The following is a 14,978-nucleotide window of genomic DNA, read 5'->3' on the forward strand; positions in this document are numbered from 1 at the left end:
ATGTTACACACAGCGGCGAGCCCCCTGTGACAAACTGTGCGCGACACACCCTGCCGGAAAGGCTGCGCACGGCACAAACGTAGAATCCGGGCGACATGCAAGCCACCGACACGGGCACCAAGCCTGCCTCAGCCCCTACTCCCCCCACAACCTTGATGGCGCGCCTGAAGCGGCTGTCGGTGTACTTTGGCGACCAGCGAATGGCCTGGAGTCTGGCCATTGTTGCAACCTTGGTGGGCGCAATCACCGAACCCCTGATCCCTGCCCTTCTGCAGCCGCTGCTGGACAAGGGCTTTACCCAAGGCACCTTGCAGCTGTGGATGGTGCCCCTGGCAATTCTGGGGGTTTTCTTCGTCCGCGGTGTAGCCCAGTTTGTGGGTCAATATGCACTGGCGCGCATCGCCAATGAAGGCATGCTGACACTGCGTCAGGCGCTGTTTGATCGTGTTCTGGCCGCAGAAATGGGATTGTTTGCGCGCCAGTCGGCCAGCGCCCTCTCCAACACCGTGGTCTATGAAGTGCAGACCGGTGCCACGTTGCTGGTGCAGGCCCTGCTCGGCCTGTCGCGCGATGGCTTCACGCTGGTCGCGCTGCTGGTCTATTTGCTGTACCTCAACTGGCAGCTCACACTGATTGTTGCCGTCGTTGTTCCGGGGGTCGCCTGGATCATGAAGACCCTGTCGCGGCGGCTGTATCACTTGACCAAAAGCAGCCAGCAGGCCACGGACGAGCTGGCCTATGTGGTCGAAGAAAACGTGCTGGCGCATCGTATGGTGCGCCTGCATGGCGCGCAAGGCGGGCAAGCGCAGCGTTTTGCCGACTTGAGCCGCAGCCTGCGCCGCCTGGCCATCAAGTCCACCATCGCCTCCGCAGCGATGACACCGCTGACCCAGTTGCTGGCCGCCGCTGCGCTGTCGATGGTGATCTGCATTGCGCTCTGGCAGAGCCGGGGTGCGGTCGATACGAAGGACGTGACCGTGGGCGGGTTTGTGTCATTTATTACGGCCATGCTGATGCTGATCGCGCCCATCCGGCGCCTGGCTGATGTGGCGAGCCCCGTGACCCGGGGTGTAGCAGCTTTGGAACGCGGCCTTGGGCTGCTGGGCGACACGGGCGCAGAAACTGGTGGCATCTACCGCAAGGACCGCGTGCAAGGCGCACTCACGCTGAGCAATGTCACTGCATCGTTTGGCGCCGATCACGCCCCCGCCCTGGACGGGGTCAACCTGCAGGTGGCCCCGGGCGAGATCGTGGCACTGGTGGGGCCCTCTGGCGCCGGCAAGACCACGCTGGTCAACCTGCTCCCGCGTTTTGTCATGCCTTCGGCGGGCACCATCGCGGTCGACGGGCATGCCTTGCCGGACTGGGACCTGCCCTCCCTCCGGTCGCAATTTGCCATGGTGAGCCAAGACGTGGTGATGTTCAATGACACCATTGCCACCAATGTGGCGCTGGGCCAGGCCGTGAACGAAACCCGGGTGCGGGAATGCCTGGCTGCCGCCAACCTGGCGGAGCATGTAGAAGGTCTGCCGCAGGGCATCCACACGGTGGTGGGACACAACGCCACGCAGTTGTCAGGTGGGCAGCGTCAGCGGCTGGCCATTGCACGGGCCCTGTACAAGGACGCTCCCATCCTCATCCTGGACGAGGCGACGTCTGCCCTGGACACCGAATCGGAACGCCTGGTGCAAGAGGCCCTACAGCGCCTGATGCAGGGCCGCACGACCCTGGTCATTGCACACCGGCTGTCCACCATCGAGCATGCCGACCGCGTCGTGGTGATGGAGCGCGGGCGCATCGCCGAGCAAGGCACCCACAGCGAGCTGATGGCGCAGGGTGGGCTGTATGCGCGGCTGCAGACACGCGCCGCATCGGGCACAGGGACCATCGCCGAGTAACTAGGCGAGGCACGACCGGCGCTGGCCTTCGCTGACTTCCAACCAGTCCCGACGGCCCTCTTTGCACCAGCCCGCAATGTGCTGCTGTCGCCAGCCTTGGCTACCACTTGCCCCGGTTGGGCTGGCGCTTCCGAATAGCCGCAGCGATTCTCTCCGCAGACTCGGTACGGCTCACGCGCAAGGCGAAATCAGCGGCGGTCAAGCCCAGCTGGTTCTTGAGCGTGGGGTCAGCCCCTTCGTCCAGCAGCAGTTGCACGGCCTCGGTCGAGCCGTAATGCGCCGCCATCATCAGCGGCGTGGTGCCGTTGGGCGATGTTGCGTCGATGTAGGCGTGGTTTTCGAGCAGCAACCCAATGATGACCGCATGCTGCGGCGAACCTGCCGACGCGGCGTAGTGCAGCGGGGTCCAGCCCGTCTTGTTGACATCTGCATCGCGCGCGATGAGCGCCTTGACGGCCTCCACGTTGCCCTTGATGGCAGCCATCATCAACGGGCTTTCGTCCTTGGCATTGCGGGCCTCCACATTCAGCCGACGGGATGCCAGCAACGCGGCAACGGCCTTGTTCGCGCCGTTTTGCAGGGCAATCGTGAGCGCCACCTGCCCCTTGGGATCACGGGTATTCGGATCAAACCCCCGGCGCAGCAGCGCAGTGATTGCATCCCCGTCATCGCGCAGGATGGCCACAAAAAAATCTTCATAGGCACCGGCCCAAGCCCGGGCAGACACCAGGCCCAGCGCCACAGCAGCCAGGGCAGAACGTCGTTGCAGGCTCATGCCGTCACCTCCGGGAACAAGCGGTCGAAATTGCGGCTGGTAGCCTCTGCCACCACCTCCAGCGCCAGGCCCTTGGTCTCGGCCACCTGCCGGGCCACATGGGGCACATACGACGGGTTGTTGGTCTTGCCACGGTAGGGCACCGGGGCCAGGTAGGGGCTATCGGTCTCGATGAGCATGCGGTCCAGCGGCACAAAGGCCACCACGTCGCGCAGTTCCTGCGCGCTCTTGAAGGTGACGATGCCCGAGAACGAGATGTAGTAGCCCCGATCCAGCGCGGCGCGCGCCACCTGCATGGACTCGGTAAAGCAGTGGAACACGCCGCCCGCCTGGTTGCTTGCGCCATCCTCGCCCTCTTCCCGCAGGATGGCCAGCGTGTCATCGGACGCACTGCGCGTGTGGATGATGAGCGGCTTTCCACAGGCCCGCGCTGCGCGGATGTGGGTGCGGAAACGGTCGCGTTGCCATTCCAGGTCGGCAATGCTGCGCCCGCCCTTGCGGTCTTCCATGCCGTAATAGTCCAGGCCGGTCTCGCCAATCGCCACCACGCGGGGCAGAGCGGCGCGGTCCAGCAGATCCTGCACGCTGGGCTCCGTCACGCCCTCGTTGTCGGGGTGCACGCCCACCGTGCTCCAAAAGTTTTCATGGGCCAGGGCCAGGGCGTGCACGCCCTCGAACTCTTCCATGGTGGTGCAGATGCACAGGGCCCGGGTGACTTGCGCCTCGGCCATGGCCTGGCGGATGGCGGGCAGCTGGCTGACCAGTTCCGGGAAGTTGAGGTGGCAGTGCGAATCAGTGAACATGTGATGAAAAACAAAAAAGCCGACCAGCCAGCGCGGGTCGGCACGGGGGCGGCGGCGTCGCGGTCAGATCGTCTGGGTAGGACGGTCTGAGCCCAGCGCAGTTCCCAGCAATTCCTCGATCTTGGCCTTGAGCTGGCGGGATTTTTCGTCCTTGGGGAACTGGATGCCCACGCCCTGGGTGCGGTTGCCTGCGGCACGGGCGGGTGTGACCCAGGCCACGCGGCCTGCCACGGGGTAGCGCTGGGTGTCGTCCGGCAAGGTCAGCAGCACATACACATCGTCGCCCAGCTTGTAGTCACGCTGGGTGGGCACAAAGATGCCCCCTTCGGCGAAAAAGGGAATGTAGGCGGCATAAAGCGCGGCCTTTTCCTTGATGGCCAGCTGCATGACGCTGGGACGGGGCGCGGTGGATGGACTGCTCATGGGTGGGGGTGCGGCTTAGTGTCTGGAGTGTAGGGTGTTTCGCGCCTGGGCGACAAGCGCCTCCAGCATGAGCCCGCCATTGAACGGGTGGTCTGCCGTGCGCGCGGCCTTGGACAGTGCGCGCGACCAGCGCGTGAGCGCGCCCAGCGGCGGTGCCTTGGGCAGGTCGGCCGGCGCAAAGTAGCGTGGTGCGGCGCCCACGCTGGCGGCCAGCAGGTCGTGGCAGAGCTTTTGCAGCGCGTCGATCACCTGGGCCGGGGCCCAGTCGCCCAGCGCCGTCACATCGCCCCGTGTCACCGCCTGCGGCAAGGCAGACCAGGCCTGCGGGCTGCGGCCCGACTGGGCCAGCGCCAGGGCATCCTCGGGCCGCCCGCCTGCCGCGCGCAGAAACGACGCTGCCGCATCCCCGGCCAGACCCTGGGCCTGCAACCACGCGAGGCTATCGGCCTCGGCCGGCCAGACCATGGTGTGACCCAGGCAGCGGCTGCGGATGGTGGGCAGCAGCTGGTGCGCAGCCTCGCTGGCCAGCACAAAACGCACGTCGCCGGGCGGTTCTTCCAGCGTCTTGAGCAATGCGTTGGCCGTCACATGGTTCATCTGCTCGGCCGGGTAGACCAGCACGGCCTTGCCTTTGCCGCGTGCCGATGTGCGCTGCGAAAACTCCACCGCGTCGCGCATGGCCTCCACGCGGATCTCGCGGCTGGGCTTGCGCTTTTTGTCGTCGATATCGGCCTGGGCCTTTTCCGACAGCGGCCAGCCCAGCGCCATCATCTGCACCTCGGGCATCAGCACGCACAAGTCGGCATGGGTGCGTACATCGATGGCGTGGCAGCTGCCGCAGTGGCCGCAGGCGCCCTGCTCCGTTGGTGTATCGCACAGCCATGCGCGGACCAGCTCCAGCCCCAGGGCGTACTGCCCCAGGCCCGACGGTCCCTGCAGCAGCCACGCATGGCCGCGCTGGGCCAGCAGGCTGGTGCGCTGCGCAGCGATCCAGGGCGCCAGCGCCACGGCGGCTTCGCTCATTGCGGCCCTCCCTGCGTGGCCACCATGATGGCCAGCCAGCCTTTGCGCACAAACACGCTGGTGAGCTGCTGCCACACGCGGTGGCGCTCCTGCGCAGCATCCAGGCGCGCAAAACGCTGGGGCGCCGCAGCGGCGCGGTCGGCATAGCCCTGGGCCACGCGGCGGAAGAACTCGACCGGCTGGGCCTCGAAGCGGTCAGGCACCCGCGCACCCGCCAGCCGCTCGGCCGCCACCTCGGGGGCCAGGTCAAACCACACCGTCAAATCGGGTTCACGCATCAAATCGGCCTGAGGCGCTAGTCCCGTCTGCGCCAGGCGCTCCAATATTGATAGCACACCCAGATCAAAGCCCCGCCCCGCGCCCTGATAGGCAAACGTGGCATCGGTGAACCGGTCGCACAGCACCACGTCGCCCCGGGCCAAAGCGGGCTCGATCACATTGCGCAGGTGGTCACGGCGGGCAGCAAAGATCAGCAGCGACTCGGTGAGCGCATCCATCGGGTCGTTCAGGACCATCTCGCGCAGCTTTTCGGCCAGCGACGTGCCGCCGGGTTCGCGGCTCACGGTGACCGTACGGCCCTGGGTACGGAACGCCGCAGCCAGGCCCTCGATGTGCGAGGACTTGCCTGCACCGTCGATACCTTCAAACGAAATGAACAGACCGGGTCGTGACATGGGCGCCTTGGTTCAAGAAACGGTTTACTGCTGCCCGCGCTGGTAGCGGTTGACGGCGCGGTTGTGCTCCTCCAGCGAAGCGCTGAAGTGGCTGGTGCCGTCGCCCTTGGCCACAAAGTAGAGCGCGCGCGTGGCCTGGGGCTGCACGGCGGCCAACAGCGAGGCCTTGCCGGGCATGGCGATGGGTGTCGGCGGCAAGCCCGCACGGGTGTAGGTGTTCCAGGGGGTGTCGGTCTGCAGGTCGCGCTTGCGCAGGTTGCCGTCGAACTTCTCGCCCAGGCCGTAGATCACCGTGGGGTCGGTCTGCAGCAGCATGCCCACCCGCAAGCGGTTGACGAACACGCCCGCAATCTGGCCCCGGTCGCTGGCCTTGCCGGTTTCTTTTTCCACAATGCTGGCCAGCGTCAGCGCCTCGTCCGCCGACTTGAGCGGGGTGTCGGCCGCGCGCTGGGCCCAGGCTGCCTCCAGATGGCGGTCCATGGCGTGCATCGCCCGGCGCAGCAAGGCGATGTCGCTGGAGCCTTTGGCGTAGGTATAGGTGTCCGGGAAAAACCGCCCCTCGGGCGCCACGCCGGGGCGGCCCAGCTGGGCCATCAGCGCTTCGTCGGTCAGGGCGGCAGCATCGTGTTTGAGCTGCTCTTCCTTGGCCAGCGCCTGGCGCACCTGGCGCCAGTTCCAGCCTTCCACCAGGGTGAGTGCGCGCAGCGCCTCTTCACCCCGGGCCAGTTTTTGCAGCAGGCTGATGGGCGTGGTGCCGGGCGGGAGTTCGTAGTTGCCGGCCTTGATGGCGCGGTCTTGCCCCGAGACGCGGAACCATGCGTAGAGTAGGCGCGCGTCCGTCTTGACCCCAGCCGCCACCACATCGCGGGCCACGCCGCGCGGCGTGGTGCCGGGCTCGATGGCCAGCTCCAGCGGCTCGGGGCCCACGTCGAGCGGCTGGTGCAGCCACCAATACGCAGCGCCGCCCAGTGCGATCCCCACCAACACGATCAAAGCCAGTAAACGTCGCACAACCCTGCTACCAATATGTATGAATCAGGGCATCATAATTCAGCGATGACCTACCCCTTGAATGGCATAGCCCCCTTGTCCCACCTCGGCGTGATTCGCGTGGAAGGCGAAGACGCTGCCAAGTTTCTGCACGGCCAGCTCACCCAGGATTTCGCCCTGCTGGGCATGGACCAGGCCCGCCTTGCGGCCTTCTTGTCGGCCAAGGGCCGCATGCAGGCCAGCTTCATCGGCTTCAAGCGCAGCGCCACCGAGGTGCTGCTGGTCTGCAGCCGTGACCTGCTGCCTGCCACGCTCAAGCGCCTGTCGATGTTTGTACTGCGCGCCAAGGCCAAGTTGACGGATGCCACCGGTGACTTTGCGCTGTATGGCATCGCTGGAGACGCTATCAATGCCGTAGCTGGTAGCGCACAACCAGCTTGGTCCAAGGCCGATTTAGGCACTGCAACGGTGGTGCACCTGTACCCCGCCAACGGCACCCCGCGCGCCCTGTGGGTGGCCCCCGCCACGGAGCCCGCGCCCGCAGGCCCTGCGCTGGATGCCACGCTGTGGCTCTGGAGCGAAGTCGCTAGCGGCGTCGCCACGTTGACCACCCCGGTGGTCGAGGCCTTTGTGCCCCAGATGCTCAACTACGAATCGGTGGGCGGCGTGAATTTCAAGAAGGGCTGCTACCCCGGCCAGGAAGTGGTGGCGCGCAGCCAGTTCCGGGGCACGCTCAAGCGCCGCGCATACATCGCCCACGCAGCGGCTGAGGTGGCGGTGGGCGCCGAGGTGTTCAGCACCAGCGACCTCGAACAGCCCTGCGGCACCGTGGTGCAGGTGGCCGCTGCGCCGGGCGGTGGGTTTGACACCATTGTGTCGCTGCAGATCAGTGCCGCCCAAGAGGGCGCACTGCAGGTGGGTGCAGCAGACGACGTGGCGCTGTCGCTGCTGCCCCTGCCCTACCCGCTGCTGGACGATATTTGAGCCAAATCGGGCAAATGCGCTAGTCGAACATGCCCGAGCAGCTCTCTTTTCAATAGCAAACCATCAGAGCTTGCGGGCCATGGCAATGTGCGCAATGCCCGCCTCTTCGTACGGCTCGCCCACCACCGCGAACCCCGCACGGCGGTAAAAGCCCTCGGCGCTGCGCTGGGCGTGCAGTTGCACTTCGGCATCGCCCCGGGCACGCGCCGCGTCCACCAGCGCATCCAGCAATTGGCGGCCCCACTGCGCGCCGCGCACCGACCGGTCCACCGCCATGCGGCCGATGCGGCCCACGCCGGGCGCGTGCTGCAGCAGGCGGCCCGCAGCGACGGGCATGCCCAGCCGGTTGTACAGCACGGCGTGGCGCGCCGAGATGTCATGCCTATCGGCCTCGACCTCGGCCGGAATGCCCTGCTCGTGCACAAACACATCGGTGCGCACGCGGCTGGCATCGCGGCCCAGGGTGTTCCAGTCGCCAGTGCGCACCTCGGCCATTTCGGCACCCGCTTCAAAGCCTTCAAAGATGGCGCGCAGTGCGGGCGGCACCGGGCGCGAGGTCTGCGTGGCCGGGTCCGCAAACACATAGACCAGTTCGGCAGAGATCAGCAGCCGGTCGCCACAGAAAATGCCCGCCGTGAACAGGCACGACGAATTGCCGATGCGCGCGCACTTCAGGCCCACATCCAGCGTGTCATCCAGCCGCGCCGAGGCGTGGTACTCCACCGTGGCCTTCTTCACATACATCTCGCCGCCCAGCGCCAGCATGCTCGCCTCGTACGGCAGCGCCAGCGCGCGCCAGTATTCGGACATGGCGGTATCGACATACATGAGGTAGTGCGCGTTGAACACGATCTTTTGCATGTCCACCTCGGCCCAGCGCACGCGCAGGCGGTGGAAACAACGGAAATCACTGCGTTGCATGGGTTCGTTTACTCCAGGTGAAAAGCCAGCCGCAGCGCGCGGGCTGCGTCGGCATGGGCCTTGCGCGCTTCGGGGATGGCGCGGCCCATCTTGATGAATTCGTGGGTCACGCCCCGGTAGATGTCCAGGTCCACGGGCACGCCCGCTAGGCGGAGCTTGTCGGCATAGTCAACGCCTTCGTCCACCAGCGGGTCGCATTCGGCCAGGCCAATCCACGCGGGTGCCACGCCCTCCACGTCCGGCGCCAGCAGCGGCGCAAAACGCCAGTCCTCGCGCTCTTCGCGGGTGGTCACGTAGTGGCCAAAGAACCAACTGATGGCGGGCTCCTCCAGCACCAGGCCACGTGCAAAGGTGGCGTGCGAAGGCGTGTCCTGGTGCGCAGCGCAGCCGGGGTAGATCAGCAGCTGTAGCGCCAGAGGCAGGCCTGCATCGCGCGCCAGGATGGCGTTGACGGCAGCCAGCGTGCCGCCTGCGCTATCGCCGCCCACGGCTAGGCGTTGGGGGTCTGCGCCCAGGCGCTCAGAGTTGGCAGCGAACCATTGCAAGGCATCCCAGGCGTCATTGCTGGCCGTGGGAAAGCGGTGCTCCGGCGCCAGCCGGTAGTCCAGCGAGACCACCATGCAACCGGCCAGACGCGCCAGCTCGCGGCACAGGATGTCGTGCGTGGCAATGTTGCCGATGGTGAAGCCGCCGCCGTGCGTGTACAGCAGCACGGGCAGGCCCTTGTCGGTGCTGGGTGCATACAGCCTTGCGGGCAGTTGGGCGCCGTCGCGGGTGGGGATCTGCAGGTCTTCCACCCGCGCCAGCGCGGCTTTGGGCACCTCCAGCACGTCGGCGCCTGCCTGGTAGGCGATGCGTGCCTCTTGCGGCGTGCGCGTGTGCAGCGGCGGGTGCCCGGCGCGGGCCATGCGTTCAAGCACGCTGCGCATCTGCGGGGTCAGGCGGGTGTGGTGGATGTGCAGATCGGTCAACGGTCGGGGTCTCGGCAAAAAAGACAACGGCCCGCGCGGCGGCGGGCCGCTGAGGGGTGGGTTACTTGAAGCTCAGTCGCACGGGTGCAGCGCCGGGCAAGCCGTCATACGTGGCCGTCACCGACAAGCCAGCCTTGGGCGGCAGCAATGCGGAGAAAGAGCCCAGGCTGATCAGGTCGCCCGGCTGCATGGCCAGGCCCTCCTGCGCCAGCGCACCGGCCAGCCACACCACGGCATTGAGCGGGTGGTCCAGGATGTCGCTGCCCTTGCCGCCGCCCAGGCGCGCGCCGGTGCCATCGGTCAAGGACACGTTCATGTCGGCCAGGGCCTTCAGCATCGCAAAACGTTCGCCGCGGTAGGCCGGCACGGCAATGGGCGCGCCCGCCACTCCGAGGCGCGCACCCACGTTGATGGCCGTCACGCCCGCGCCGTTGAGTTTGGGCGGCGCCTGCACCATCAGGTCGGGCAACTCGATGAAGGGGATGATCTGGTCCACGGCCTCCAGCACGTCCATGGGGGTCTTGGCTTGGTTAATGGCCGCGCTTTTCACGCGCACCAGCATGTCGGCCTCGTACAGAGGACGGGCACCAAAGGCCGCATCCACCGTGGCGCCACTGGGCAGCACCATGCCTTCGTACAGCTTGCCCCACACGGGCTTATCGGTGTTGAAGCGCTTTTGCACGGCGGGGTTGGTCAGGCCGGCCTTGTAGCCAATCACCTTGCCCATGCGCTGGGCCAGCAAGGCGTTGACCTTGCCGCGTGTACAGGCGCCGTCGGCGTCCGAAAGGTTCTCGGGGTTGGCTGCCGGGGTCTTGGCCACATAGTTGGCCACCAGGTCGGCGGCCTGCGCGTCCGTGAGGCACTGGGCCTGGGCGCTTGTCACAGATGCGACGGCCACCAGGGCCGCCATCAGGGTTTGCTTCGTTTTCAAGGTTGTCTCCTCCTTATAAAGTGGGTTTGAAACCTGTATCAAAGGCTGGCGAGCTATCGTAATCGCTGGCACCCCCATCCACACATCCTGTTGCACCATGGCTTTCATTTACTACGTCACCCAGATCCAGTTTGAATTCGGCGCTGTCCAACTGCTCAAGCAGGAATGCGAGCGCGTGGGCATCACCCGCCCTTTGATCGTGACGGACCCCGGCGTGAAAGCCGCAGGGGTGCTGCAAAAGGCGCTCGATGCGCTGCCGGGCATGACGGTGGCCGTGTTTGACCAGACCCCGTCCAACCCCACCGAAGCCGCCGTGCGCGCTGCCGTGGACATGTACAAGGCCCAGGGCTGCGACGGCCTGATTGCCGTGGGTGGCGGCTCGGCCATCGACTGCGCCAAGGGCATCGCGATTGCCGCCACGCACGAAGGCCCCCTCACCCATTACGCCACCATCGAAGGCGGCTCGCCGCGCATCACCGACCGCGCCGCGCCGCTGATCGCCGTGCCCACCACCAGCGGCACGGGCAGCGAGGTGGCGCGCGGCGCCATCATCATCGTGGACGACCACCGCAAGCTCGGCTTTCACTCGTGGAACCTGGTGCCCAAGACCGCCATCTGCGACCCGGAACTCACCCTCGGCCTGCCCCCCATGCTCACGGCTGCCACGGGCATGGACGCAATTGCGCACTGCATGGAGACCTTCATGTCCGCCGCGTTCAACCCACCCGCCGACGGCATTGCGCTGGACGGCCTCACACGCGGCTGGGCGAACATCGAACAGGCCACCAAAAACGGCAGCGACCGCGATGCACGCCTGCACATGATGAGCGCCAGCATGCAGGGCGCCATGGCCTTCCAGAAGGGCCTGGGCGCCGTGCACTCGCTCAGCCACAGCCTGGGCGGCGTGAACCCGCGCCTGCACCACGGTACGCTCAACGCCATGTTTTTGCCCGCCGTGGTGCGCTTCAACGCGCAGGCGGAGTCGGTACAGAAGGAAAAGCGCCTGGAGCGCATGGCCCACGCCATGGGCCTGGCCAGCGCAGGCGACATCCCCGAAGCCATCCGCGACATGAACGCCCGCCTGGGCCTGCCCACGGGCCTGGCCGCCATGGGCGTGACCGAAAGCATGTTCGACGACATCATCAAGGGTGCGATGGCCGACCACTGCCACAAGACCAACCCACGCATCGCCACGCCCGAGGAATACCGCGACATGCTGGCGCAGTCGCTCTGAGCCCAGCCGCGTCGCCCTTGGGGCAACTGCCGCGCACGCGAGCGCGGCAGCCCATGGCGCGGGAAACCAGCGCGTGCCAGTGCCCTTGTCAGGAGCACCTTGCGCGCGCCGGCAGCTCCGCAGTTTTACAAAACGTCACACATCAGCAACACCCGGCCGGTGGTGCTGCGCAAAACCGCGCTCACAACTTCTCACAAGATAGACTCGCCGCTGTCAACAATTAATTAACCATTCATTACCACTGGGTTGTGGGGAGGACCACCGTCAATGCGCACCGGAAATCTCACCACCTGGCTTCTGCGGGGCACCTACCCCCGGCTGTATGTGTCCATCGTGGCGATCATCCTGCTGGTCACGGGGGTGCGCTACCACTACCTGCTGGCTGCAGAAACTGACGAAGCCCTGCAGCAAGGCTCCACCGAACTGCGGCGCGCCAGCGACCCATTGCAGCTGCGCCTGGCCGCCGAGCCCGCGCCCGATGCCGACACCGTGACCCGTATCCTCACCGAGGGGCTGGCGCAGGCCGCGCCGGCGGTGGCGTCCATCAAGTGGCAGGCCGCCGACCAGCCCGCCATCGAGGTCACCGCCTTTCCCTACCCCGCCGTTGCTCCCAAATGGTTTACCGACTGGCTGGACCTCTCTGCCCCGGTGCAGCAGTCCGGCCTGGCGCTGGCAGATGGCACATCGGGCCGACTGACAGTGACGGCCCACCCGCAGCCCCTGACAGACCAGGTGTGGGCCACGGTGCTGGTGCAGGCGCGCATCTCGGCACTCAACATCTTCACCATCTTCTTTTTGCTGACGCTATTGCTGCGCGCCAATGCCCGCATGCTGCAGCGCCTGGCCCAGGCCACCGATGCGTTTCGCCAAGGCTATCTGAGCACGCGCATGGAAGTCACCGGCACGCTGGAGTCCCGCGCCATGGCCGAGACCTTCAACGACATGGCGGGCAAGGTGCAGTCCCTGGTGCTGTCCTTGCATGAAACACAGCGCCAGCAAAGCGAGCAACTGCACTTCACCCGCCAGTTGATCGATGCCCTACCCCTGCCTGTGTTTGTGCGCCATGCCGACGGCACCTACCTGGACGCCAACCGCGCATGGCAGCGCCTGTTCCAGTCGCAGCCGGGCGCTGACGGCGCCGCAGGCGCCAGCCTGCCTGCCGAACTGGCCCCGGAACGGTCGGCCCGCATCGCCAGTGCGCACGACAACGAGATCCGCATCCGCCCGCCCCACCAGCCCCCGCTGGACATGGCCTACTACGAAGCGCCCTTCACCAGCACCAACGGCGAACTGGCTGGCACCATCGGTACGCTGGTGGACGTGACGGAACGAAAACGCGCCCAGGAGGCCCTGCGCGCCGAAAAGGAGCGTGCCGAGATCACCCTCGCATCCATCGGCGACGGCGTCATCACCACCGACCTGGGTGGGCGCATCGAGACCATCAACGAGGCCGCGCAGCTCATGACCGGCTTCACTGCCGACCAGGCGCTGGGCCGGCAGCTGGACGACGTGTTCCGTCTGTACGAAGAGCCCGCCAGTCGCACCGCCAGCGCGGCCGCCGAGCGCGACACCCAGCCGGGTGGGCTGCAGCAGGCCACCTACGAGGTACTGATCCACCGCTCGGGCGAGCGCTACGCCATCGAGTACACGGCAGCCGCCATCCGCGAAGGCAGCGGCCACGCGGCAGGCTGCGTGCTGGTGTTCCGCGACGTGACCGAAACACGCAACCTGCGCCACCAGATCTCGTGGCACGCCCGCCACGACGCGCTCACCGGTCTGTACAACCGCGCGGCCCTGGCCGAAAAGCTCACGCACGCCCTGTTTGTGGCCCGCAACAAGCAGCTGCTGCTGGCGGTGTGCATGCTGGACCTGGACCACTTCCAGGCCGTGAACGACACCTTTGGCCAGCGCGTGGGCGACCGTCTGCTCAAGGAAGTGGCGCGGCGCCTGGGCGCGTTCATCACGGCCCACGAAGCCGTGGCCCGCATGGGCGGCGACGAGTTTGTGCTGCTGCTGGGCGAACAGCCCGATGTGCCCGCCATCGAGGCGCGCCTGGCCGTGCTGATGCAGCAACTGGCCGCGCCCTATGCGATTGACGACCGCCTGGTGAACATCACCGTCAGCATTGGCGTGGCCGTGTTTCCCCAAGACGACGCCAACCCCGACACCCTGCTGCGCCACGCCGACCAAGCCATGTGCCAGGCCAAGAGCTTCGGGCGCAACCAGCTGCACGTGTTCGATGTACAGCACGACCACGCCGTGCAGACCCAGCACACCCGCCAGACCCGGGTGGCCCGCGCACTGCACGCGGGGGAGCTGGTGCTGCACTACCAGCCCAAGGTCAACCTGCGCACCGGCGAGATCATCGGGCTCGAAGCCCTGCTGCGCTGGCAACACCCGCAGGAAGGACTGCTGGGCCCGCAGCACGTGCTGCCGCTGGTGGAGGACACGGACCTGCAGGTCGAACTGGGCGAATGGGTGCTGCGCCAGGCCCTGGCGCAGATGCGGGTATGGAGCGATGCCGGCATGGGCTGGGAAGTCAGCGTCAACATCGCGGCGCCCCACTTCCACCGGCCCAACTTTGTGCAGCGGCTCAAGGACATCCTGCACACCTGCCCCGAGGTGTCTCCCTCGCGGCTGGAGCTGGAGATCCTGGAATCCGCCGCGCTGGAAGACATGCAGTACATGCGCCGCATGATGCAAAGCTGCCAAGCCCTGGGCGTGCGTTTTGCACTGGACGACTTTGGCACCGGCTTTTCGTCCCTGTCCTACCTCAAGCGCCTGCCCGCCGAGACGATCAAGATCGACCAGTCCTTCGTGCGCGGCATTCTGGAGGATGGCGACGACCTCACCCTCGTCAAAGCCATCGTGGCGCTGGCGGCTGCGTTCCACCGCCATGTGGTGGCCGAAGGCGTCGAAACCGCCGAGCACTGCGCCAAGCTGCTAGAGCTGGGTTGCGAACGCGCACAAGGTTATGGCATTGCCCGACCCATGCCCGCGGCCGACGTGCTGCCTTGGGCCCGGGACCACGCTGCACGCCATGCTGCCCGGGCGGTGCAAGAGGCGGCACGTCGCCCTGCCTCGATCTGAGAACCTGTTCAAAGTCATTTTGGAGATTGCATTGAAGTGCAATCGGGATGAGTGGATGCTTCGGATGCGCCGCATGGGCTCGTGCCCATGCAAGCAGCCGGGGCGCCAAAGCTCCGAGTTCATCGGCCCGATTTCACTCCAACCCTGCGGGCAAGTGCCTTGCCGGGCGGTCTGCGGCGGAGCAAAGCTTGCCGATAGCACGGGCTATCGGCGGCGCACCGCGCCTTGCATCCCATCCCGGCAAGGTACTTGTGCAACTCC

The 14,978-nt window shown here is 66.5% G+C and carries 13 protein-coding genes; 4 read left to right on the forward strand and 9 right to left on the reverse strand.

The genetic code is table 11. The annotated features are described in order from the left end of the window. Positions 1-95: 95 nt before the first annotated feature. Positions 96-1,898, forward strand: coding sequence for a lipid A export permease/ATP-binding protein MsbA (gene msbA, locus C8C95_RS22065; protein WP_116749999.1), 1,803 nt, complete (start codon positions 96-98; stop codon positions 1,896-1,898). A 100-nt stretch (positions 1,899-1,998) separates the two neighbouring features. On the opposite strand, the gene C8C95_RS22070 is transcribed toward msbA, so the two are convergent. The 6 genes from C8C95_RS22070 to mltG form a co-directional block, all read right to left on the reverse strand. After that, entirely contained in the window at positions 1,999-2,673 is a 675-nt protein-coding gene (locus tag C8C95_RS22070) for an ankyrin repeat domain-containing protein (RefSeq protein WP_116750000.1), read from the reverse strand. Next, positions 2,670-3,476, reverse strand: a complete 807-nt coding sequence (locus tag C8C95_RS22075; RefSeq protein ID WP_116750001.1) for a TatD family hydrolase — start codon at positions 3,474-3,476, stop codon at positions 2,670-2,672. Before C8C95_RS22075 ends, C8C95_RS22070 begins: the two co-directional genes overlap by 4 nt. Before the next feature lie 63 nt (positions 3,477-3,539). Further along, on the reverse strand, positions 3,540-3,899 hold the full coding sequence (locus C8C95_RS22080) for a PilZ domain-containing protein (protein WP_015013859.1): 360 nt from the start codon (positions 3,897-3,899) through the stop codon (positions 3,540-3,542). A gap of 15 nt (positions 3,900-3,914) precedes the next feature. Beyond that, positions 3,915-4,922 carry a DNA polymerase III subunit delta' gene (locus tag C8C95_RS22085; protein ID WP_116750002.1) on the reverse strand — a complete coding sequence of 336 codons (1,008 nt, stop codon included), beginning with the start codon at positions 4,920-4,922 and terminating at the stop codon, positions 3,915-3,917. Next, entirely contained in the window at positions 4,919-5,596 is a 678-nt protein-coding gene (tmk, locus tag C8C95_RS22090) for a dTMP kinase (RefSeq protein WP_116750003.1), read from the reverse strand. Before tmk ends, C8C95_RS22085 begins: the two co-directional genes overlap by 4 nt. Before the next feature lie 24 nt (positions 5,597-5,620). Then, positions 5,621-6,607 (reverse strand): endolytic transglycosylase MltG, encoded by a 987-nt coding sequence (mltG, locus tag C8C95_RS22095; protein ID WP_243415753.1) that lies wholly within the window; start codon positions 6,605-6,607, stop codon positions 5,621-5,623. Between the two features lie 45 nt (positions 6,608-6,652). On the opposite strand from mltG, the gene C8C95_RS22100 reads away from it, so the two are divergent. Continuing rightward, entirely contained in the window at positions 6,653-7,570 is a 918-nt protein-coding gene (locus C8C95_RS22100; protein WP_116750005.1) for a folate-binding protein YgfZ, read from the forward strand. Positions 7,571-7,633: 63 nt separating this feature from the next. Here C8C95_RS22100 and C8C95_RS22105 read toward each other — a convergent pair whose 3' ends face one another. From C8C95_RS22105 to C8C95_RS22115, 3 genes are all read right to left on the reverse strand, one after another. Continuing rightward, complete coding sequence (locus C8C95_RS22105) at positions 7,634-8,491, reverse strand: YbgC/FadM family acyl-CoA thioesterase (RefSeq protein ID WP_116750006.1); 858 nt, start codon at positions 8,489-8,491, stop codon at positions 7,634-7,636. An 8-nt stretch (positions 8,492-8,499) separates the two neighbouring features. Beyond that, the gene (locus C8C95_RS22110) at positions 8,500-9,420 is read right to left on the reverse strand and encodes an alpha/beta hydrolase (protein WP_243415797.1); all 921 of its coding nucleotides are present in this window, start codon (positions 9,418-9,420) and stop codon (positions 8,500-8,502) included. 103 nt (positions 9,421-9,523) lie between these two features. Further along, positions 9,524-10,393, reverse strand: coding sequence for a fumarylacetoacetate hydrolase (locus C8C95_RS22115; RefSeq protein ID WP_116750008.1), 870 nt, complete (start codon positions 10,391-10,393; stop codon positions 9,524-9,526). Positions 10,394-10,490: 97 nt separating this feature from the next. On the opposite strand from C8C95_RS22115, the gene C8C95_RS22120 reads away from it, so the two are divergent. Further along, entirely contained in the window at positions 10,491-11,627 is a 1,137-nt protein-coding gene (locus C8C95_RS22120) for an iron-containing alcohol dehydrogenase (protein WP_116750009.1), read from the forward strand. Between the two features lie 267 nt (positions 11,628-11,894). Further along, the gene (locus C8C95_RS22125) at positions 11,895-14,717 is read left to right on the forward strand and encodes an EAL domain-containing protein (RefSeq protein ID WP_116750010.1); all 2,823 of its coding nucleotides are present in this window, start codon (positions 11,895-11,897) and stop codon (positions 14,715-14,717) included. Positions 14,718-14,978 lie beyond the last annotated feature (261 nt).

Origin of the sequence: Acidovorax sp. 99 (assembly GCF_003096455.1) — a bacterium.
Taxonomy (GTDB): domain Bacteria; phylum Pseudomonadota; class Gammaproteobacteria; order Burkholderiales; family Burkholderiaceae_C; genus Acidovorax; species Acidovorax delafieldii.

What these genes read in the sequence shown, in the direction of transcription:
- msbA (WP_116749999.1), top strand. Translation starts at nt 96, where the DNA reads ATGCAAGCCACCGACACGGGCACCAAGCCTGCCTCAGCCCCTACTCCC.
- C8C95_RS22070 (WP_116750000.1), bottom strand. Translation starts at nt 2,673, where the DNA reads ATGAGCCTGCAACGACGTTCTGCCCTGGCTGCTGTGGCGCTGGGCCTG.
- C8C95_RS22075 (WP_116750001.1), bottom strand. Translation starts at nt 3,476, where the DNA reads ATGTTCACTGATTCGCACTGCCACCTCAACTTCCCGGAACTGGTCAGC.
- C8C95_RS22080 (WP_015013859.1), bottom strand. Translation starts at nt 3,899, where the DNA reads ATGAGCAGTCCATCCACCGCGCCCCGTCCCAGCGTCATGCAGCTGGCC.
- C8C95_RS22085 (WP_116750002.1), bottom strand. Translation starts at nt 4,922, where the DNA reads ATGAGCGAAGCCGCCGTGGCGCTGGCGCCCTGGATCGCTGCGCAGCGC.
- tmk (WP_116750003.1), bottom strand. Translation starts at nt 5,596, where the DNA reads ATGTCACGACCCGGTCTGTTCATTTCGTTTGAAGGTATCGACGGTGCA.
- C8C95_RS22100 (WP_116750005.1), top strand. Translation starts at nt 6,653, where the DNA reads ATGACCTACCCCTTGAATGGCATAGCCCCCTTGTCCCACCTCGGCGTG.
- C8C95_RS22105 (WP_116750006.1), bottom strand. Translation starts at nt 8,491, where the DNA reads ATGCAACGCAGTGATTTCCGTTGTTTCCACCGCCTGCGCGTGCGCTGG.
- C8C95_RS22110 (WP_243415797.1), bottom strand. Translation starts at nt 9,420, where the DNA reads ATGCGCAGCGTGCTTGAACGCATGGCCCGCGCCGGGCACCCGCCGCTG.
- C8C95_RS22120 (WP_116750009.1), top strand. Translation starts at nt 10,491, where the DNA reads ATGGCTTTCATTTACTACGTCACCCAGATCCAGTTTGAATTCGGCGCT.
- C8C95_RS22125 (WP_116750010.1), top strand. Translation starts at nt 11,895, where the DNA reads ATGCGCACCGGAAATCTCACCACCTGGCTTCTGCGGGGCACCTACCCC.